This is a genomic window from Kitasatospora sp. NPDC030952 (genome assembly GCF_055571335.1).
On record NZ_JBVIFM010000025.1, the window covers coordinates 92585 to 110540 of the forward strand.

At 74.3% G+C, this 17956-nt stretch carries 19 protein-coding genes; 12 read left to right on the top strand and 7 right to left on the bottom strand.

Annotation, left to right across the window (positions count from 1 at the left end):
- Positions 1-179: 179 nt before the first annotated feature.
- Positions 180-497, top strand: coding sequence for a heavy-metal-associated domain-containing protein (locus ACZ47G_RS32700; RefSeq protein WP_465748961.1), 318 nt, complete (start codon positions 180-182; stop codon positions 495-497).
- A 119-nt stretch (positions 498-616) separates the two neighbouring features.
- A complete protein-coding gene (locus ACZ47G_RS32705; protein WP_465748963.1) occupies positions 617-937 on the top strand; it encodes a metal-sensitive transcriptional regulator in 321 nt (106 codons plus the stop codon).
- 91 nt (positions 938-1028) lie between these two features.
- On the opposite strand, the gene ACZ47G_RS32710 is transcribed toward ACZ47G_RS32705, so the two are convergent.
- Positions 1029-1661, bottom strand: a complete 633-nt coding sequence (locus ACZ47G_RS32710) for a TetR/AcrR family transcriptional regulator (RefSeq protein WP_465748965.1) — start codon at positions 1659-1661, stop codon at positions 1029-1031.
- Positions 1662-1775: 114 nt separating this feature from the next.
- Between ACZ47G_RS32710 and ACZ47G_RS32715 the strand changes: the two genes are divergently transcribed.
- Positions 1776-3353, top strand: a complete 1578-nt coding sequence (locus ACZ47G_RS32715; RefSeq protein ID WP_465748967.1) for an FAD-dependent oxidoreductase — start codon at positions 1776-1778, stop codon at positions 3351-3353.
- A gap of 96 nt (positions 3354-3449) precedes the next feature.
- Here ACZ47G_RS32715 and ACZ47G_RS32720 read toward each other — a convergent pair whose 3' ends face one another.
- Positions 3450-3839: a DUF4345 domain-containing protein gene (locus ACZ47G_RS32720; protein ID WP_465748969.1), complete on the bottom strand. Its 390-nt coding sequence runs from the start codon at positions 3837-3839 to the stop codon at positions 3450-3452.
- A gap of 120 nt (positions 3840-3959) precedes the next feature.
- Here ACZ47G_RS32720 and ACZ47G_RS32725 point away from each other — a divergent pair, with 120 nt between their 5' ends.
- Both ACZ47G_RS32725 and ACZ47G_RS32730 read left to right on the top strand, forming a co-directional pair.
- The gene (locus tag ACZ47G_RS32725) at positions 3960-4577 is read left to right on the top strand and encodes a TetR/AcrR family transcriptional regulator (protein ID WP_465748971.1); all 618 of its coding nucleotides are present in this window, start codon (positions 3960-3962) and stop codon (positions 4575-4577) included.
- 132 nt (positions 4578-4709) lie between these two features.
- The gene (locus ACZ47G_RS32730) at positions 4710-5933 is read left to right on the top strand and encodes a cytochrome P450 (protein ID WP_465748973.1); all 1224 of its coding nucleotides are present in this window, start codon (positions 4710-4712) and stop codon (positions 5931-5933) included.
- A 63-nt stretch (positions 5934-5996) separates the two neighbouring features.
- Here the strand turns inward: ACZ47G_RS32730 and ACZ47G_RS32735 are convergent, their stop codons facing one another.
- Complete coding sequence (locus ACZ47G_RS32735) at positions 5997-7196, bottom strand: Dyp-type peroxidase (protein WP_465748975.1); 1200 nt, start codon at positions 7194-7196, stop codon at positions 5997-5999.
- Positions 7197-7227: 31 nt separating this feature from the next.
- On the opposite strand from ACZ47G_RS32735, the gene ACZ47G_RS32740 reads away from it, so the two are divergent.
- Positions 7228-8598, top strand: a complete 1371-nt coding sequence (locus ACZ47G_RS32740) for a right-handed parallel beta-helix repeat-containing protein (protein ID WP_465748977.1) — start codon at positions 7228-7230, stop codon at positions 8596-8598.
- A 35-nt stretch (positions 8599-8633) separates the two neighbouring features.
- Here ACZ47G_RS32740 and ACZ47G_RS32745 read toward each other — a convergent pair whose 3' ends face one another.
- A complete protein-coding gene (locus ACZ47G_RS32745; RefSeq protein WP_380454703.1) occupies positions 8634-9107 on the bottom strand; it encodes a MarR family winged helix-turn-helix transcriptional regulator in 474 nt (157 codons plus the stop codon).
- Between the two features lie 283 nt (positions 9108-9390).
- On the opposite strand from ACZ47G_RS32745, the gene ACZ47G_RS32750 reads away from it, so the two are divergent.
- The 5 genes from ACZ47G_RS32750 (at position 9391) to ACZ47G_RS32770 (ending at position 14326) form a co-directional block, all read left to right on the top strand.
- A complete protein-coding gene (locus ACZ47G_RS32750; protein ID WP_465748980.1) occupies positions 9391-10317 on the top strand; it encodes a polysaccharide lyase in 927 nt (308 codons plus the stop codon).
- The gene (locus ACZ47G_RS32755; protein WP_465748982.1) at positions 10317-11045 is read left to right on the top strand and encodes a TSUP family transporter; all 729 of its coding nucleotides are present in this window, start codon (positions 10317-10319) and stop codon (positions 11043-11045) included. Before ACZ47G_RS32750 ends, ACZ47G_RS32755 begins: the two co-directional genes overlap by 1 nt.
- A 133-nt stretch (positions 11046-11178) precedes the next feature.
- On the top strand, positions 11179-12381 hold the full coding sequence (locus ACZ47G_RS32760; protein ID WP_465748984.1) for an MFS transporter: 1203 nt from the start codon (positions 11179-11181) through the stop codon (positions 12379-12381).
- 87 nt (positions 12382-12468) lie between these two features.
- Positions 12469-12804, top strand: a complete 336-nt coding sequence (locus ACZ47G_RS32765; RefSeq protein WP_223243165.1) for an ArsR/SmtB family transcription factor — start codon at positions 12469-12471, stop codon at positions 12802-12804.
- 127 nt (positions 12805-12931) lie between these two features.
- The gene (locus ACZ47G_RS32770; protein ID WP_465748986.1) at positions 12932-14326 is read left to right on the top strand and encodes an MFS transporter; all 1395 of its coding nucleotides are present in this window, start codon (positions 12932-12934) and stop codon (positions 14324-14326) included.
- Here ACZ47G_RS32770 and ACZ47G_RS32775 read toward each other — a convergent pair.
- The 3 genes from ACZ47G_RS32775 to rpe all read right to left on the bottom strand — a co-directional run bounded on the left by ACZ47G_RS32775 (position 14323) and on the right by rpe (position 16640).
- A complete protein-coding gene (locus ACZ47G_RS32775) occupies positions 14323-14649 on the bottom strand; it encodes a hypothetical protein (protein WP_380454691.1) in 327 nt (108 codons plus the stop codon). The genes ACZ47G_RS32770 and ACZ47G_RS32775 overlap by 4 nt on opposite strands.
- A gap of 179 nt (positions 14650-14828) precedes the next feature.
- Positions 14829-15788 carry a pirin family protein gene (locus ACZ47G_RS32780; RefSeq protein WP_465748988.1) on the bottom strand — a complete coding sequence of 320 codons (960 nt, stop codon included), beginning with the start codon at positions 15786-15788 and terminating at the stop codon, positions 14829-14831.
- Positions 15789-15956: 168 nt separating this feature from the next.
- On the bottom strand, positions 15957-16640 hold the full coding sequence (gene rpe, locus ACZ47G_RS32785) for a ribulose-phosphate 3-epimerase (RefSeq protein WP_465748990.1): 684 nt from the start codon (positions 16638-16640) through the stop codon (positions 15957-15959).
- Positions 16641-16887: 247 nt separating this feature from the next.
- Between rpe and ACZ47G_RS32790 the strand changes: the two genes are divergently transcribed.
- Positions 16888-17745, top strand: coding sequence for an SCO6745 family protein (locus ACZ47G_RS32790; protein ID WP_465748992.1), 858 nt, complete (start codon positions 16888-16890; stop codon positions 17743-17745).
- Positions 17746-17956: the final 211 nt, after the last annotated feature.

Consider the following 17956-nt stretch of genomic DNA (forward strand, 5'->3'; position numbering starts at 1 on the left):
CCACACGCACGCCGGCCGACGCGGGGCTCGACACCGCTCAGATTACCCTAGGGGGGTATGGTACGTTCATCATCGAAGCGGCCGCCCGGGCCACTCCGGAAGGCGTCGCTCGCACTGGCGACACCCGCACTACCGACACCCGCACTACCGACACCCGTACTGACGACAGGAGCACACCCATGAGCGAGACCACCGTCACCGTCGAGCCGGCCGCCACCGAGGGCTCCTGCTGCGGCTCGTGCGGCACCGGCGCCGCCGAGGCTCCCGCCACGGCCGCCGCCGAGCGCACCGTGTTCCAGGTGAAGGGCATGACCTGCGGCCACTGCGTCAGCTCGGTGACCGCCGAGCTGAAGAAGGTCGCCGGCGTCACCGAGGTCGCGGTCGACCTCGCCACCGGGCAGGTCACCGTCGACAGCACCGCGCCGCTGACCGACACCGACGTGGCCGCCGCCGTCGACGAGGCCGGTTACGACCTGATCGGCCGCCTCGGCGCCTGACCGCCCGTCGGCCCGGACGGCGACTCCGGACGGCGGCCCCGGACGGCGACTCCGGTACGTCAACTCCCGTCCGCCGGCGCCCGTCCGGGCCGACTCCCCTCCCCCCGCGCCCCGGTAGAGTGAGGAACCTCCTCACCGCACAGGAACCGGAGACGGCCATGGCCAGCTACAGCCCCCACAAGGACGACTTCCTCAAGCGGCTCCGCCGCATCGAGGGCCAGATCCGCGGCCTGCAGCGCATGGTCGAGCAGGACACCTACTGCATCGACGTCCTCACCCAGGTCTCCGCCGCCAGCCGCGCCCTCCAGTCCTTCGCCCTGCAACTCCTGGACGAGCACATCGAATGCTGCGTCCGCGACGCCATCGCCGAGGGCGGCCAGGACGCCAACGCCAAGATCCGCGAGGCCAATCAGGCCATCGCCCGCCTGGTCCGCTCATAGGGCCAGCGCCTCGGGCGCACCCCCGCAGCACCCCACACCCCCCGCATCCCGCCACCCCCGACGGCATTCCGCCCGCCGGGGGTGCGGCGCGTTACGGGGTAGGGGTATCCACTCCGCCCGCACCCGCCATCGGCGCTGTCAGTAGCGGCAGGACGATCTCGTCCAGCACCTCGGCCACCACCTGGTCCGAGGGCACCTCTCCCGCGATCATGAAGGCGTCGCGCAGCAGGTCGAGCGGCAGCGCCACGACCCGCGGGGTGAGCCGGGCCGGGTCGACCTCGCCCCGGTCGGCGGCCCGGCGCATCATCACCCCCAGGGTTTCCACCGGCCCGCCGTGGGCGAGCCCGGCGCGGAAGACGCAGCGCAGTTCGGGGTCGCGCATCAGGTCGACCAGGAATCCGTGGACGCCGTCGACCGGCAGATCGTCGAAGCGGTGCAGCAGGCTGCCGAGGAACTGCGACAGGTCGGTGCGCAGGTCGCCGGTGTCCGGCGGCTCCTGGTAGTCGGGGGCGTTGCGGCCGAGGGCGGCCATCACCAGTTCGACCCGGTTCGGCCAGCGGCGGTAGAGCACCGGCTTGCTGGTGCGGGCACGGGCGGCGACGCCGTCCATGGTGAGCCGGGCGTAGCCGTGTTCGGTGAGTTCGGCCCAGACGGCGTCCAGGATCGCCTGTTCCAGTTCGCCCCCGCGCCGCCGCCGCGGGGCGCCCGTTCTGCCGCTCGTCACCGGTTTCCGTCCCCGACTCTCGTAGATACGTTGCGTTTCTTAGTAGGGGGAGTCTACAGTCCAGGGCAGGAAACGCGCCGTATCTTACGACCGACTGGACAGGGGGCGTCCACCATGCGCGCCGCACTCACCGACGACTTCACCGCCACCACCGCACCCGCCACCGACGTCCTGGTGGTCGGCGCCGGCCCGGTGGGCCTCACGCTCGCCATCGGGCTGGCCCGCGCCGGGGTCGACTGCCGGATCATCGAGCGGGACGGGGAGTTCCGCACCGCCGGCGTCCGCGGCAAGGGCGTCAACCCGCGCACGCTGGAGGTGTTCGACGACCTCGGCGTGGTCGAGCCGATCCTCGACCGCGGGGCGCTCAACCTCGGGATCCGCGCCTACCAGGGCACCCGACTGGTCGAGGAGGTCGACCCCGCGGCGACCAACCCGCCCACCCCGGACCGCCCGTACGCCGGGATGCTGCTTATCGCCCAGCACCAGACCGAGGCCGTGCTGCGCGACCGGCTCGCCGAGTACGGCCTCGAGGTGGAGACCGGCACCGAGCTGGTCGATCACGCCGCGGACGCCGACGGCGTGCTCGCCACCCTCCGCCAGGACGGCCGGACGACGACGCTGCGCGCCCGGTACCTGATCGGCTGCGACGGCGGCCGCAGCAGCGTCCGCAAGCTGGCCGGCATCCCCTTCCTCGGCGAGACCTGGGAGGAGGAACGGTTCATCATGGCGTCGATGGACCTGGACGGCTTGGACCCGGAGCACCTGCACATCTGGAACCACCCGAAGTTCGGCGCCGGCGCCATGACCCTCGTCCCGATGCGCCAGGACGGCAAGTGGGCCGTGCACGCCGCCGTCGAACCGGACGAGCACGGTGAACTGCCCGCCCCCACCCTGGACACCTTCCGCCGGCTCTTCGCCGAACGGGCCGGCCTGCCCGGGGTCCGGATGCACGAGCCGATCTGGTCCACCGTCTGGCGCCCCACCGTCCGGCTGGTCGAGCGCTACCGCGACGGCCGGGTGCTGCTCGCCGGGGACGCCGCCCACTGCCAGTCCGCGGCGGGCGGCCAGGGGATGAACACCGGCATCCAGGACGCCCACAACCTCGCCTGGAAGCTGGCCGCCGTACTGCGCGGCGCGCCCGACACCCTGCTCGACAGCTACCAGGAGGAGCGGATGCCGGTCGCCCGGGCGAGCCTCGCGGCCACCGCTGCCCACCACAAGGCGGCCTTCGGCGGAGCGGACGGCGGCGGCGCCGGCGTGCTGACCGCCCAGTTCCGCACCATGGCCGTCCAGGGCGCCGACCTCACCGGACTCTCCATCACCTACCGCGGCGGACCGCTCGGCCGCGACCTGGACGCGGCCACCGGCATCCGGGCCGGCGACCGGGCCCCGGACGCGCCGTGCACCACCGCGGACGGCACCCCCACCCGGCTGTTCGACCTGTTCCGCGGCCCGCACTTCACCCTGCTGGCCTTCGGCGACCACCCGGGCCTGACCGAACTCCCGAGCCCGACCGGCCTCCCCGACCTCCGGGTGGCCACCGTCCGCGACCCCGACGGCCACGCCGCCCGGGCCTACGGCCTGCGCGGCGACGCCGTGGTGCTGGTCCGCCCGGACGGCCACGTCTCGCTCACCGGCGCCACCGCCGACCGGGCCACCGTCACCGAGCACCTGCGGGCGTTCGCCGGGTGACCCGGGCCGAGCCCGCCCGGAGCCCACCCCCGTTCGGGGCCCCGAACGGGCTCACCCGGAGCGGGACTCAACCCCGAGCGGGCGCAACCGGCCCGCTCACCCCCGCACCGCCGCCCGCTCGTCCGCGTCGGCGAGCCACCAGAACACCGCCGGCAGCCCGAGTTCGAGCCCCATCAGCACCAGCTGGAACCAGTGCGGCCGCCCGTCCACCATCAGGCCCAGCACCCGGCCGAGGCCGCCCAGCAGGAGCAACGCCGTCAGCCACCGCACCACCCGCGCGGGCACCGGCGCCTGGCGGGCGGCCCAGATCCAGGCGGCGCCGTACCCGGCGAAGATCGCGCCCATGAAGCGGCCGAAGCTGTCGACCGTCGGGCCCGGATCGGCGATCCCGGGGAAGCCGAGGGCTCCGCCCAGCAGGTGTTCGAACCCGATCGCCACGCAGACGACCCCCATCGTCCACACGAGCACCCGCAGTGTCTTCGCCATGAGCCGACCACCATCCCTCGAGCGCTCGACGGGCCGTCACACGCTGGTTGACACGTGTCTACCAACGCTCCCACCAAGCTAGCCCCGACTGGTAGACACGTGTCAAGTACCCTGTCCGGCATGCCAGTCCACGAACGCCGCCGACGCCTCTCCCCCGACGAGCGCCGCGCCCAGCTGCTCGCCGTCGGCGCCCGGGCCTTCGCCGCCCGGCCGTACGAGGAGGTGCTGATGGAGGAGGTCGCCGAGCAGGCCGGGATCTCCCGCGCCCTGCTCTACCGGCACTTCGGCAGCAAGCACGAGCTGTTCGCGGCGGTCCACCGGCAGGCCTCCGAGGACCTGCTGGCCCGCACCAGGCTCGACCCGGCGGACACCCTGGTGGAGCAGCTGATCGAGGGCATGGACGCCCATCTGGACTACTTCGTCGCCAACCGGCACACCGTGCTCGCCGCCAACCGCGTACTGGCCGGGGACCCGGTGATCCAGACCATCATCACCGAGGAACTGAACGCCCTGCGCGGCCGGTTGCTCACCGTACTGCCGCTCGCGGACGAGAGCGCGCGGCTCGCCGTCTCCCAAGTCCTGCGCAGCTGGCTGGTGTTCGTCCGGGTACTGGTCGTGGACTGGCTGACCGAGCCCGGCTGCACCCGCACCGAGCTGCGCGACGCCTGCATCGGCGCCGTGCTGGGCGCGCTGCGCCCGCTGCTGCCGGTCGACCCGGCACCCGAGTGGGGGCGTTGAGACACCGTACGGAGGGTTCGGGGGCGTACCATCGGGCCGAAACGGGAAAACCTCCCGAAGGATCCAATTCCCTCAGAAAATATGACAGTTGGATGCCCGTGCCCAGCAGCGCCGCCGACCCCGAAGGATTCCATGGACTCCGCCGCAGCCGACACCGGCACCGACACCCCGCCCGCCGCACTCCCCCCGCTCCCCCCGCTCCACCGCCTCCCCGTCACCCCCGCCCAGCCGCCGCACCCGACCACCCTCCCGGACGGCACCCCCGCCTGGCTCGTCACCCGCTACCACGACGTCCGGCAGGTCCTCGGCGACCCCCGCCTCACCCGGAGCGACCTGCACGAGGTCGGCACCGCGGGCGCCACCGCCGACGTCGCCGCCAACCCGGCCTCGCTGTTCAACCAGGACGGCCCCGCCCACCGCCGGCTGCGCGCCACCGTCCAGAAGGCGTTCACCCCGCGCGCCATCGCCGGCTGGCAGCCCTGGGTCGCGTCCGCCGTCCAGCAGGCGGTGGACGCGCTGCTCGCCGCCGGACCGCCCGCCGACCTGGTCACCGCCTTCACCCGGCCGGTGCCCTTCGCGGTCACCACCCGGCTGATGGGGCTCGACGGCGACGGCCCCGACCGCCTGGACGAGCGGCTACTGCGGCGCTGGACTCTCGCCCTGCTCGCCCAGGGCGGCGACGCGAACCCGGAGCAGAGCCAGGCACTCGCCGAATTCGGCGCCTTCACCGAGGAGTTGATCGAACGCCGGCGCCGCGCACCGGGGCCGGACCTGGTGAGCCGGCTGGTCCGGGCCGCCGACCAGGACGGCGGCATCCCCGCCGACGCCCTCGCCTTCCTCGTCCTCGGGCTCACCGCCAGCGGCAACGAGAGCGTCACCGGCGCCCTCGGCAACGCCCTGGTCTACCTCCTCGGCGAGCGCCCCGAGCACTGGCCCCGGCTGGCCGACCCGGGCATCACCGAGCACACCGCCGAACGCCTGCTGCACTTCATCCCGTTGGGCGACGACGAGGCCACCGTGCGCCGCGCCACCGCCCCGGTCGAGGTCGGCGGGGTGACCATCCCGGCCGGCGCCGTCGTCGCCGCCAGCCTCGGCAGCGCCAACCGCGACCCCGCCGTCTACCCCGCCGGGATCTCGGCCGACCTCGCCGCCCCGCTCGACGCCCCCACCCTGGCCTTCAGCGTCGGCCCGCACTACTGCATCGGTGCCTGGCGGGTCCGCCTCGAACTGCGCGAATCGCTCCGCCGACTGGCCACCGCCCTGCCCGGCCTCCGCCTCACCACCCCGGTGGACCGGCTGAGTTGGCAACTGGGCGGCACCACCCGCAGCCCGGCGGCGATCCCGGTCGGCTGGTGACGTCAGCCGTCCAGCAGCGCCCGCTCCCAGTCCGCCACGCGCTCCCGGTGGCTCATCGCGCCACTACCCCCACAATCCCTCGCCCAGTACCCCGCCCTCCCGTGCCCCCGGCAGGACGTACGCCACCGCCGAAGCCGTGTGCACCAGGAAGGGGTTGAGCGCGTCCTTGGCGGCCAGCCGGTTCTGCACCCGGGTGAACTGCTCCGGATCCCGGACGAAGGCGCAGAACAGCAGGCCCCGGTCGTCGGGGGCGTCGTCGTAGCTGTAGCCGCGCCGCAGCATCCGGGCGCCGGAGTCCAGCCGGGGGCTGGTGAGGCGCACGTGGGCGCTGTTGGGGATGACGTACGAGCCGTCCGGGTTCTTGGCGTAGATGTCCGGGTCGTCGTGCTCGGCCGTGCCGGTGAGCGGGGTGCCGTCGGTGAGGCGGCGGCCCATGGCCAGGTTGCGGCGGTCCTCGGGCAGGGCGGCGAAGCCGGCGGTGTCCATCCGGATGCGGCGGTAGACCAGGACGGTGCCGTTCCGGTGGGGGCCCGGCGGGCCCCAGACCCACTGGTCGGCCTCCGTCGGGTTCGGGTTGGCGGTGCCGTCCTTGTAGCCGAACAGGTTGCGCGGGGTGGTGCCCGGGGGCGTGCGCGGCAGGAAGCCGGGCTGAGTCCAGCGCACGCTCGCACCGGCCGATCGCGCGACCGCGCCGAGGAGTTCGGCGACCACGGTGAGCGGCCAGCGGTCGGCGGCGCACAGCTGCACCAGCAGGTCGCCGCCGCCGCGCGCCGGGTCGAGCCGGTCCCCCGGGAAGGCCGGGAGGTCCGCCAGCGCGGGCGGCACGTTCAGGCCGAGCCGGGTGGCCAGCGCCGGTCCGACCCCGACCAGGGTGCTGAGCCGGGCCGGCTCCCCGCCCTGGAGGCGCGGGTCGGCCGAGCCGCCGTCCGCCGCCTCGGCGAGCACCCGGGTCAACTCCCCCAGCAGGGACCGCAGGGCGGCCCGGCCGTCCGAGGTCGCGGCGGGCGCCAGATCGAGGGCCAGCAGCAGGGTGGCCGGCTGCTGCGGGGCCGTCACCCCGGCCTGCCGCTCGCCGTGGAACGGCACCACGGGGGCTTCCGGGGGCGGTGGTTGGGAGCTGGAGTTCCCCCGCCCCAGTGCGACGACCCCCGCGCCGACCCCGGCGGCCAGCACCGCACCCCCGCCCGCGATCAGTGCCCTCCGGTCCACACCGCCCCTGACGGCCTCCGGCTGTTTCCGCGCCTTTCCGGTTTCGGCATGCATGACCGACATTGGAGACGATAGAACACCCCGTATGCAACTTTTGACTGCCCGTCAATCCGCCTCCGAACCACCGCCCCGCCCCGGGGCGCGCCGGGCTCGTACGCTCCCCGCCCTGCTGGTCGCCGCCCTAGCCCTGGCCGGCTGCTCCTCCGCCGGCGGTTCCTCCTCGGACGCCCGGCACCCGGAGGGCACCGTGGTCCGCGTCCCGCAGGACTTCCCGTCGGTCCAGAAGGCGGTGGACGTCGCCCGCGAGGGAGACACCGTCCTGGTCTCCCCCGGGACGTACCAGGAGAGCGTGCGGATCACCAAGCCCCGGATCGTGCTGCGCGGCACCGACCGCAACACCGTGGTGCTGGACGGCGGCGTCCGGCTGGTCAACGGCGTCACCGTGACCGGGCCCGGCTCGGTGGTGGAGAACCTCACCGTGCACGGCTACCTCGCCAACGGCGTGCTGTTCACCGGCGTCACCGACGAGAAGCTCCAGCAGCGCGGCGCCGGCGGCTCCGCCTACAACCCGCTGGACACCACCCGCTTCCCGCCCGTCCAGGGCTTCCGGGCGACCAGGGTGACCGCCTACAACAACGGCCTGTACGGCGTCTACGCCTTCGACGCCCGGGCCGGGATCATCGAGGACTCCTACGCCTCCGGCGGCGCCGACTCCGGCATCTACGTCGGCCAGTGCAAGCCCTGCGACACCCTGGTCCGCGGCAACACCGTGGAGCGCAACGCGGTCGGCATCGAGATCACCAACGCCTCGGACAACCTCTGGTTCCTCGGCAACCGGGTGATCGGCAACCGGGTCGGCGTCACCGTCAACTCCAATGACCTGGAGGCCCTCGCCCCCCAGCACGGCGCGGTGATCGCCGGCAACGCCGTCACCGACAACAACGCCTCCGACACCCCCGAGCAGGCCGACGGCGGCTTCGGCATCGGCATCGGGATCGGCGGCGGCACCGCGAACCGGGTCGAACGCAACCTGGTCAAGGGCAACCGCTCGGCCGGCGTCATCATCACCGACCCGCCCGGCCACCCCGCCGGCGGCAACCGGATCCAGGGCAACCACGCCGAGGGCAACGGCGCGGACCTCGTCCTCGCCTCCGCCGACCCGGGCAACTGCTTCGCCGGCAACTTCGCCCCGGGGCAGCCCGGCACTCAGAGCCCGGACGGCCTGGAAACCCTGGCCGCCTGCGACGCCAAGAGCCGCAGCCCGCTCACCGCCGGCCGCGCGGCCCCGGTCCAGGCCCCGCCCGGCGTGCCCTTCAACCAGGTCCAGGCCCCGCCCGCCCAGCCGTCACTGCCGGACCCGAACGCCCCGGGCCGCCCGGCCACCGACCTGCCGGGCCCGGTCGACCCGGACGCCTATCCGCTGCCGGCGACCGCCGACGCCGTCCTCACCCACTGATCCGCCTGATCCGCCCGGCCCCCTAGGAGTTCCGCTCACGGCCGCCGGAGCAGCGCCGGCGGCTTCACCGCCTCCACCGCCGCGACCAGCGGGGCCAGTTCGGGGTTCCGGCCCGCCTCGTCGAGCGCCTCGCGCAGCGCGGCGTCATTGGTCGGCCGGGCCTCGGCCAGCAGCCTCAGCCCCTCCTCGCTGACGTCGGTGTAGATGCCCCGGCGGTCGGTGGGGCACAGGTAGCGGGCGAGCAGACCGCGGTCCTCCAGCCGGGAGACCAGCCGGGTGGTGGCGCTCTGGCTGAGCACGACCGCGTCGGCGACCTGCTTCATCTGGAGGTGGCCGCCCTCGCCGTCGTGCTGGCGGCCGAGCACCTCCAGCAGCGAGTACTCGCGCACGCTGAGTTCGTGCTTCGACTGGAGGGCCCGCTCGATGTGCGCCTCGATCCTGCCGTACAGGACGTAGAGGGCGGCCCATCCGTTGGCGAGGGCGGTCAGTGCGGGATCCGTCGCGGTCATCGGCCCGGTCTCCTTCCGAGTACGTGCAGGACTCCAGGATAGGCCTGGGCAGGAAATATTGTCCTTGCCACATATAGCGCTTGTGCAACTACTTTCGCCACGGCCCAGCCCGCGACTCCTCCCGCCGGGCCCCGCCCGCCTGCCCGAACCACCCGCCACCCGCCACCCGCCACCCGCCACCCGCCACCCGCCACCCGCCCAGTCCTTGCCCGTTCCTTTGCCCAAGCACAACTCGGCCGTGCGGCATGATCGGTACGGATCGACCGCCGACCGAGGAGCCCGGATGAACCGCCCCGCGCGCACCGCCGCCCTGGCCGCCCTGGCCGCGCTGGCCGCGCTGGCCCTGCTCGCCACCGCCGGCTGCTCGACCGCCCCCGCCCGGGCCCGCGACCGGACGGCCACCGGCTCCACCCCCGCATCCGCCGCCGCATCCCCCGCACCGAGCGGAGCCGTCGCCTGGAGCGCCGGATTCCGCGGCTACGGCACCCCGCAGTGGCAGCACACCTGGGGCGTGGCCGGCCAGGGTGCTTGGGGCGCCGCCGACTTCGGCGCCGTCGACGACCCGGCCGCCCCCGGCGGCGGCCCGGCCCTGCGGGTGACGTACGGCGCGGGCTCCTCCGCCAACACCTGCACCGACTGCCCCAACCCCGGCGGCGGCCAGTTCTACACCGACCTCAACGCCCTCGGCCTGTCCGCCCTCGCACAGGGCCCCACCCTGGACCTCAAGTACTCCGTCCGGTTCCCCGCCGGCCGCGACTGGGGCAAGGCCGGCAAGCTGCCGGGCCTGTACGGCGGGACGATCGGCCAGGAGTCCGGCGGCACCCACGGCGCCGGCTGGTCCACCCGCTACATGTGGCGCACCGCCAAGGGCAGCCCCGACAACGGCGAGGTCTACCTGTACACCCCGAGCAACTCCGGCCCCACCGGCTACGGCGTGGACGAGGGCCTGGGCGACTGGCACTTCCAGGCGGACGACCGCTGGCACACCGTCGAGCAGCTGGTGAACCGCCGCACCGGCGACATCACCGTCTGGTACGACGGCCGCCAGGTGCACGCCGCCACCGGCACCGCCTCCGGCATCGGCTCGATCCCCTTCGGCGGGGTGCTGTTCTCCACCTTCTACGGCGGCCACGACACCAGCTGGGGCCCGGCGAGCACCCAGCAGGCGTACTTCGCCGGCTTCTCGCTCTCCGCCGGCGTCCAGCACTGATGGGCGGCTGGGCCGGTGAACTGCTGCTGGGCCTGGTGGTACTGCTCGGCGCGTCCGTCCAACGGCTGGCCGGCATCGGCTTCGCCCTGGTCGCGGCGCCGGTCCTGGTGCTGCTGCTCGGCCCGAACGGCGGGGTGACGCTGGCGAACTGCGCCTCGCTGGCGATCAGCGCCATCGGCCTGGCCGGGAGTTGGCGGCAGGTCCGGCCGGGGGCGATGCTGCCACTGCTGGCCGCCGCCGCCTGCACCGTCCCGGCCGGGGCGTGGGTGGCGGCGTCCGTCCCGACCCCGGAGCTCCTGGTCGGCATCGGACTGCTGACCAGCGCGGCGGCCCTGCTGGTGATCCGTGGGGTGCGGGCCTCGGCGCTGCGCGGGGTCGGCGGGGCGGTGGTGGCGGGGGCGACCAGCGGGCTGATGAACTCCGCGGCCGGGGTGGGCGGTCCGGCGGTCTCGCTGTACGCGGTGAACTCCGGCTGGACGGCCCGGGAGTTCGTGCCGAACGCCCAGCTGTACGGTGTGGTGGTGAACGCCGTCTCGCTGGCGGCCAAGGGACTGCCCGAACTGACCGCGCCCGCCTGGGGGTTGGTGACCGCGGCGGTGGCGGGCGGGGCGGTGGTCGGCCGGCTGCTGGCCGCCCGGGTGCCGGAGCGGCGGGCCCGCACGGTGGTGCTGGGACTGGCCCTCGCGGGCGGTCTGACCACCCTCGTCAAGGGGGTTTCCGGACTCTGAGACTTCCGGCTGGGAATGCTCTGTGAAGGGGCGACCAAATCTGTAGCGGTCATGCCATACTGCGTCGGTGACCTCAGCCAGCCCCACGACATCCGCGCGCCGCAGCAGGCCCCAACTGGGCCGGAAATTCGCCATGCTGTGGTCGGCATCGTCGATCTCAGCAGTCGGCGACGGCATGCGGGACTCGTCACTGCCACTGCTCGCCCTGGCCATCTCGGACTCCCCGTCCTCGGTGTCCGTCGTCGCGGTGGCCGGATCACTGCCCTGGCTGCTGATGGCCCTGTTCGGCGGCGTCATCGCCGACCGCTTCGACCGCCGCCGACTGATGTGGACGATCGACCTCGGCCGGGCCGCCATCGTGCTGGGCTTCGCCGCCTGGGTCTTCTCCACCACCCCGCCGCTGGCCCTGCTCGCCGCCCTGGCCTTCATCCTCGGTTGCGGCGAGACGGTGTTCGTCAACGCCGCCACCTCCGCCATCCCGGACGTGGTCCGCTCCGACCGACTGGACGTCGCCAACGGCCGGCTCCAGGGCGGCCTGCTGGTCGGCCGGATGATCGGCCCGCTGGTCGGCACCACGCTGTTCGCCGTCGCCGCCGGCTACCCGTTCACGGTGGACGGCCTGTCCTTCGCGCTCGCCGCCGCCCTGGTCGCCGCGACCGGCCGCTCCGGCGCCCCCCGGGCGAAGTCCGAGCGCCGGGTGATGACCGAGGTCCGCGAGGGCGTCCGCTGGCTGTACCGGCACAAGCAACTGCGCCTGGTCGCCTCGCTCTCCGCCCTGGCCGCCGGCGCCTCCTCGCTCGGCATCACCATGATGGCCCTGCTGGTCACCCGGACCTTGAACGAGCCCACCTGGGCGTACGGCGCCGTCCTGGCCACCGGCGTGGCCGGCGGCACGGCGGCCAGCATGCTGGCCGGCCGGATCAGCGAGCGGCTGGGCCGGCGGGCCCGGATCACCCTCTCCTTCGTGCTGATGGGCTCGGCGCTGCTGCTGATGGGCCTGAGCCCCTCGGTGTTCGTGGTGGCACCGCTGTTCGCCGTCGGCAACTTCGGGGTGGTCACCTGGAACGTCCAGGCGATCTCGCTGCGCCAGCAGACCGTGCCGAAGGAACTGCTCGGCCGGGTCAACAGCTGCTACCTGATGCTGATGCGGATCGGGATGCTGATCGGCGCGTCCCTCAGCGGCCTGATCGGCTCCACCATCGGCATCCGCGTCCCGGTCGTCATGGCGGGCGCGCTGATCCTGGCCGCGCTGTTCGCGATCCCGCGACTGGGCGACCTCGAACCCGCCCCGGCGCCCGCCGACGCCGAGCAGCCGGTCGAGCAGCCGACCCGCTGACCCCATCGGGGCGCCCCCACCCGACCCGTCCTCATGAACGCACCTGCGCACCCGCCCTACGATGGCGCCATGAGCTCCGGCACCCCGATGGCAGATGCACACCGCTCGCAGCAGCGGGCCGAGGCGCGGCTGGACGTCGCCGCGTCCGTGCTCTCACTGCTCGCCGACCGCACCCGACTGGCGCTGCTGGAACGCCTCGGCCGGGGCGAGGCGGACGTGACCACGCTGACCGAGGCGACCGGCGCCGCCCGGCCCTCGGTCAGCCAGCACCTGGCCAAGCTGCGACTGGCCGGACTGGTCGCCACCCGCAAGGACGGCCGACGGGTGGTCTACTCCCTGCGGCACGGACACCTGCGCCGCCTGGTGGACGAGGCGCTGAACGTCGCCGACCACCAGATCGGCCACCTGCCGCCGCACGACTGAGCCCGGCGCCGGGCCGGCGTCCGGCCGGTTCCTCGCAGACAGGTGCACAGGTACGCACACATTGCCTATCATGGGTCCGTCACCCCCCATCGCCCCCCTTCGCCCCCTCATCGCCCCGGGACGGGCCATGCCGACCGTGCTGCGCAACCGCACCTACCGCCACCTGTTCACCGCCCAGGTCGTCGCCCTGGTCGGCACCGGCCTGGCCACCGTGGCGCTCTCGCTGCTGGCGTACTCGATCGCCGGCGCCGACGCCTCGGCGGTGCTCGGCACCGCACTGGCGATCAAGATGGTCGCCTACGTGACCGTCGCACCGCTCGCCGGAGCACTCGCCGGGCGGATCCCCCGCCGCACCCTGATGGTCGCGATGGACCTCACCCGAGCCACCGTCGCCCTCACCCTGCCGTTCGTCGACCGGGTGTGGCAGGTCTACGTCCTGATCTTCCTGCTCCAGGCCGCCTCCGCCGCCTTCACCCCGACCTTCCAGGCCACCATCCCGGACGTACTGCCCGCCGAACGCGACTACACCCGGGCGCTGTCGATGTCCCGGCTGGCCTACGACCTCGAATCACTGTTCAGCCCGGCACTCGCCGCACTGCTGCTGTCCGTGGTCACCTACAACTGGCTGTTCATCGGGACGACGGCGGGCTTCCTCGGCTCCGCCGCCCTGGTCCTCTCCGCCGTCCTGCCCAAGCCCGCACCCTCCCCCAAGCCCGCGCCCTCGCCCGGTCCGGTCGGGCGCACCGGCGGGATCTACCGCAAGGCCACCTTCGGCACCCGGCTGTTCCGGGCCACCCCACGACTCCGGGCGCTGCTCGCGCTCGACCTCGCGGTGGCGGCGGCCGGCGCGATCGTCTTCGTCGACACCGTCAACGTGGTCCGCGACCACTTCCACCGCCCGGCCGGAGCCGTCTCGCTGGCCCTCGGCGCGTACGGCGTCGGCTCGATGCTCGCCGCACTGCTGCTCCCCCGGCTGCTGGCCCGGGTCGGCGACCGGTCCGTGATGCTGCCCGCCGCCTACGCCCTGCCCTGCGTCCTGGCCGCCGTCACCGCGATCACCGCCGCACCGGCCGGCCCGGGCAGCTGGTACGCCCTGCTGGCCGCCTGGGCCCTGGTCGGCGCCGGCAGCTCGGCCGTGCTGACGCCCGCCGGCCGGGTCGTCCGCCGCTCCGCCTCCGACCCGGACCTGCCCGCCGCCTTCGCCGCCCAGTTCTCCCTCTCGCACGGCTGCTGGCTGCTCACCTACCCGCTGGCCGGCTGGCTCGCCGCCGGCGCCGGCCTCCCGGCCACCGCCCTCGTCCTGGGCACGGTCGCCCTCGCCGCCGCACTGGCCGCCACCACCCTGTGGCCCGCCCGGGACCCGGACGCCCTCCCCCACCTCCACACCGACCTGCCCGCCGGCCACCCCCACCTCACCGGCGCCCGCCCCGCCGCCGACGGCGCCTGGCAGCACGGCCACCACTACGTCATCGACCAGCACCACCCCGACTGGCCCCGCCCGCCCCGCGCCGCGCTGGGCTAACCCCGGGTCACCTCGATCCGGTGCGCGGCCATCGCCGCCACCAGCCGCTCCGGCTCGTCGGGGGTGATCACCGGCTTGACCCGCCCGCCGAGGTCGAGGACGAAGGCCACGCTCTTGTCCACCCGCCCCAGGTCGAGGTTGAAGTAGTGCACGAAGTCCCCGGAGCCCCAGATCCGCCAGCGCCCGCCGAGCCGGGTCAGCGGCACCTGCTGCAGCCCCCGGATCCGCGAGTACGGGATGCGCTTGGCGGACGCCAGCGGGAAGTAGTACCGGCGAATCACGAGCTCACGCGCGGTGCACGTCACCAGACCGTCGTTGTACATGCGGGCCAGGCTAAACCCGCGCCCCGCCGCGCCCCCTTCCATCCGAAGCCGTTCCGCACAGGTCCGCCCGAACGCCGCATCAGCGCGACCACCGGGCCACGGCGCGGGACGAGGGCCGGCACTCCGGCGGGCGGACCGGCGCACCCGGACATCGTTCCGCCCGCCACGCGACACCCGGGTCAGCGCTCGCGACCGCGGGCCTTCAGTGGGGTGGCGGGGAGTTCCGGGGCGGCCAGTCGGGTGCCGGCGTAGCCGTGGACCGCGCCGAAGCGGTCGGTGCTCATCCAGTCCGAACGGGCTTGCGCGATCTCGTCGTTCGAGCGGCCGATGAAGTTCCACCACATGACGATCCGCTCGTCGAAGGGCTCGCCGCCGAGGAGCAGCACCGAGGCGTCGGAGCGGGCGAGGAGCGGGAGTTCGCGGCGGCCGCAGCCGAGGTAGAGCATCGAGCCGGGTTCGACCGGGACGCCGTCGACGTCGATCCGGCCGGTCATGGCGAGGACGGCGTACTCGAACCCGGGGACCAGTGGGAGCCGGAGGTCCGTCCCGTCGGTGAGGGCGAGGTCGGCGCCGACCAGCGGGGTGTGGGTGGTGCCGGGCGAGGTGGCGGTGTCCAGGGTGCCGAGGATGACGGTGGCGCGCAGGCCCGGGGCGGTGACCTCGGGCAGTTCGGGGTGGTGCTCGAAGGAGGGGGCGGTGTGCCGGTGGGCGTCCGGCAGGGCGACCCAGAGCTGGGCGCCGTGCAGGAAGCGGGCGTGCGGGCGCGGGGACTCCTCGGAGTGGGAGATCGCCCAGCCGGAGGTCATCAGGCCCAGTTCGTACGGCCGGACGGTTTGCAGGCTGCCGAGGCTGTCGCGGTGCAGCACCTCGCCCTGGTGGAGCCAGCTGACCGTCTGCAGGCCCATGTGGGGGTGCGGCGGCACCTGCATGCCGGGCTCGCCGGCGATGTCATCCGGCCCGTAGTGGTCCACGAAGCACCAGGCGCCGACCATCCGGCGGCCCAGATTGGGGAGCAGCCGGCGGACCACCGTGCTCTCGCCGAGCGGGACTTGACGACCCGTCAGCAGATCCTTCACCGGTCCGCCGCTGGCCTCGCGGCCGCAGTCGGTCGGGGCGGGCCTGAGGTCGAGGTTGCTCATCGCGGTTCCACCACCGTACGAGGAGGGCTGGGCGGGAGAGGGGTCGCACCGTCACCGATCATCCGTCACGGTGCGACGTTCCTCCACCCGCGCCCGGCCATCCGGCGGTCCCGGATCCGACGCCCGGCCGCCCGGCGGTCCTGCCGGACCGGTCCCGCAGGACCGATCTCAGTGCTCGCAGGCCCACCAGGCGTCGGCGGAGGCCTTGGCGGCCAGCTCGCGCAGGTTGCGGACGGCCGCGGCCGGGTCCTCGGCCCCGTAGACGGCCGAGCCGGCGACGAAGACGTCCGCGCCGGCCTCGGCGCAGCGCTCGATGGTGGCCGCGGAGACGCCGCCGTCGACCTGCAGCCACAGCTCCAGGTCGTGCTTGGCGATCAGCTCCCGGGTGCGGCGGATCTTGGGCAGCATGATGTCCAGGAAGGCCTGGCCGCCGAAGCCGGGCTCGACCGTCATGATCAGCAGCATGTCCAGCTCGGGCAGCAGGTCCTCGTACGGCTCGATCGGGGTGCCCGGCTTGAGCGCCATCGAGGCGCGGGCGCCCTTGGCGCGGATCTCACGGGCCAGCCGGACGGGCGCGGCGGCGGCCTCGACGTGGAAGGTGATGGAGCCGGCGCCGGCCTCGACGAACTGCGGGGCCCAGCGGTCCGGGTCCTCGATCATCAGGTGGCAGTCGAGCGGGATGTCGGTGGCCCGGGCGAGCGACTCGACCACCGGGACGCCCAGGGTCAGGTTCGGCACGAAGTGGTTGTCCATGACGTCCACGTGCAGCCAGTCGGAGCCCCGGACGGCCTCGGCCTCGTCGGCGAGCCGGGCGAAGTCCGCGGACAGGATGCTGGGGCTGATCTGGGGCATGGCCGACTACCTTCGTGCGGGGGCTTGCGAGGGCTGGACGCCCGGAGGCGCTTCGTCCCATCATCTCGCGCCCGACCACCGGCGGACGCACCCCGGTGCATCGCGTGACGGTGATCACACCCGGTCCGGGGGTTACCGGGGCTGCCGCGGTGGCCATCAGCACCTGTGCGGCCGGCGCCCGCCGGCCGCATCCCCGACCTCACGGACGGAACAGCAGCCGTCGAGCCCCCGTCCAGGAAGGCCCCCGATGTCCGATCCCGCCGTTCACCCCGCCCGCGCCCTGTGGTGGCTCTACGAGCCGGTGTACGCCGTCACCTTCCTGCAGCCCGAGAGCCGGGCGGCCTTCGAGGCGGCCGGGCTGGACGGCGGCTGGCGCGGCTACTTCGCCGGCCGCTCGGCCCCGTTGGGCGCGGTGGACGCCCCGCCGGTGATCGCCGCGTTCTTCAGCTTCGCCCCGGTGATGGTCGAGCGCGCCCTGCCCGAGGTGTGGACCAAGGCGAGACCCGAACAGGCGCTGGCCGCCCGGACCGCCGGCTCGACGGCGGCCCTGACCCGGCTGCTGGCGCCGGTGGAGCCCGAGCGGATCGAGTCGGCGGCGACGGCACTGGAGCGGGCGGTGGCCCGGCTGGACTGCGCCGGCCGGGTGCTGGCCGCCGCCAACGCCGCGCTCCCCCGGCCGGAGAAGGCCCACGGCCGACTGTGGCAGGCCGCGACCGTGCTGCGCGAGCACCGCGGGGACGGCCATGTGGCCGCGCTGGTCGCGGCCGGGCTGGACGGCTGCGAGGCCTCGGTGCTGCACTGCGCGGTGGACGCCCGCCGCGAGGTGCTCCAGCCGATGCGCGGCTGGACGGACGCCGAGTGGGAGGCCGCCGCCGGTCGCCTGGCCGAGCGCGGCTGGCTGACCGCCACCGGCACGGTCACCGAACTCGGCCGGATCCGCCGTCAGTCCCTGGAGGCGGCCACCGACCTGGCCGCCGGCCGGGTCTGGGAGGGCCTCGCGGACGGCGAACTCGACCGCCTGGCGGCCCTGTTGCGGCCGATCGCGGCACTCTGCCGGGCCCAGCTGCCGGTCAACCCGCTGGCGATGCCGCCGGTGCAGCCGTAGTCCCCCGCGCGCTCCTTCGCACCCCCAGGGCCACCCCCGCAGCCACCCCCACGGCCACCCCCGCGGCCGTCCGAGTGACCGGCATCACACCCCGCCGGGGGATTACCGGGGCCGACCCGGTGGTCATCAGCAGGTGAACGGATCACGCACCCGCCCGAGCGGCCCCGAACCCCGCCGCTCGGGTGGTCGCGCGGCCGTGCTGTGCCGTGCC

Coding starts and splice junctions, on each gene's coding strand:
- ACZ47G_RS32700 (WP_465748961.1), top strand. CDS start 180: ATGAGCGAGACCACCGTCACCGTCGAGCCGGCCGCCACCGAGGGCTCC.
- ACZ47G_RS32715 (WP_465748967.1), top strand. CDS start 1,776: ATGCGCGCCGCACTCACCGACGACTTCACCGCCACCACCGCACCCGCC.
- ACZ47G_RS32720 (WP_465748969.1), bottom strand. CDS start 3,839: ATGGCGAAGACACTGCGGGTGCTCGTGTGGACGATGGGGGTCGTCTGC.
- ACZ47G_RS32725 (WP_465748971.1), top strand. CDS start 3,960: ATGCCAGTCCACGAACGCCGCCGACGCCTCTCCCCCGACGAGCGCCGC.
- ACZ47G_RS32730 (WP_465748973.1), top strand. CDS start 4,710: ATGGACTCCGCCGCAGCCGACACCGGCACCGACACCCCGCCCGCCGCA.
- ACZ47G_RS32735 (WP_465748975.1), bottom strand. CDS start 7,196: ATGCATGCCGAAACCGGAAAGGCGCGGAAACAGCCGGAGGCCGTCAGG.
- ACZ47G_RS32740 (WP_465748977.1), top strand. CDS start 7,228: ATGCAACTTTTGACTGCCCGTCAATCCGCCTCCGAACCACCGCCCCGC.
- ACZ47G_RS32745 (WP_380454703.1), bottom strand. CDS start 9,107: ATGACCGCGACGGATCCCGCACTGACCGCCCTCGCCAACGGATGGGCC.
- ACZ47G_RS32750 (WP_465748980.1), top strand. CDS start 9,391: ATGAACCGCCCCGCGCGCACCGCCGCCCTGGCCGCCCTGGCCGCGCTG.
- ACZ47G_RS32755 (WP_465748982.1), top strand. CDS start 10,317: ATGGGCGGCTGGGCCGGTGAACTGCTGCTGGGCCTGGTGGTACTGCTC.
- ACZ47G_RS32760 (WP_465748984.1), top strand. CDS start 11,179: ATGCTGTGGTCGGCATCGTCGATCTCAGCAGTCGGCGACGGCATGCGG.
- ACZ47G_RS32765 (WP_223243165.1), top strand. CDS start 12,469: ATGGCAGATGCACACCGCTCGCAGCAGCGGGCCGAGGCGCGGCTGGAC.
- ACZ47G_RS32770 (WP_465748986.1), top strand. CDS start 12,932: ATGCCGACCGTGCTGCGCAACCGCACCTACCGCCACCTGTTCACCGCC.
- ACZ47G_RS32775 (WP_380454691.1), bottom strand. CDS start 14,649: ATGTACAACGACGGTCTGGTGACGTGCACCGCGCGTGAGCTCGTGATT.
- ACZ47G_RS32780 (WP_465748988.1), bottom strand. CDS start 15,788: ATGAGCAACCTCGACCTCAGGCCCGCCCCGACCGACTGCGGCCGCGAG.
- rpe (WP_465748990.1), bottom strand. CDS start 16,640: ATGCCCCAGATCAGCCCCAGCATCCTGTCCGCGGACTTCGCCCGGCTC.
- ACZ47G_RS32790 (WP_465748992.1), top strand. CDS start 16,888: ATGTCCGATCCCGCCGTTCACCCCGCCCGCGCCCTGTGGTGGCTCTAC.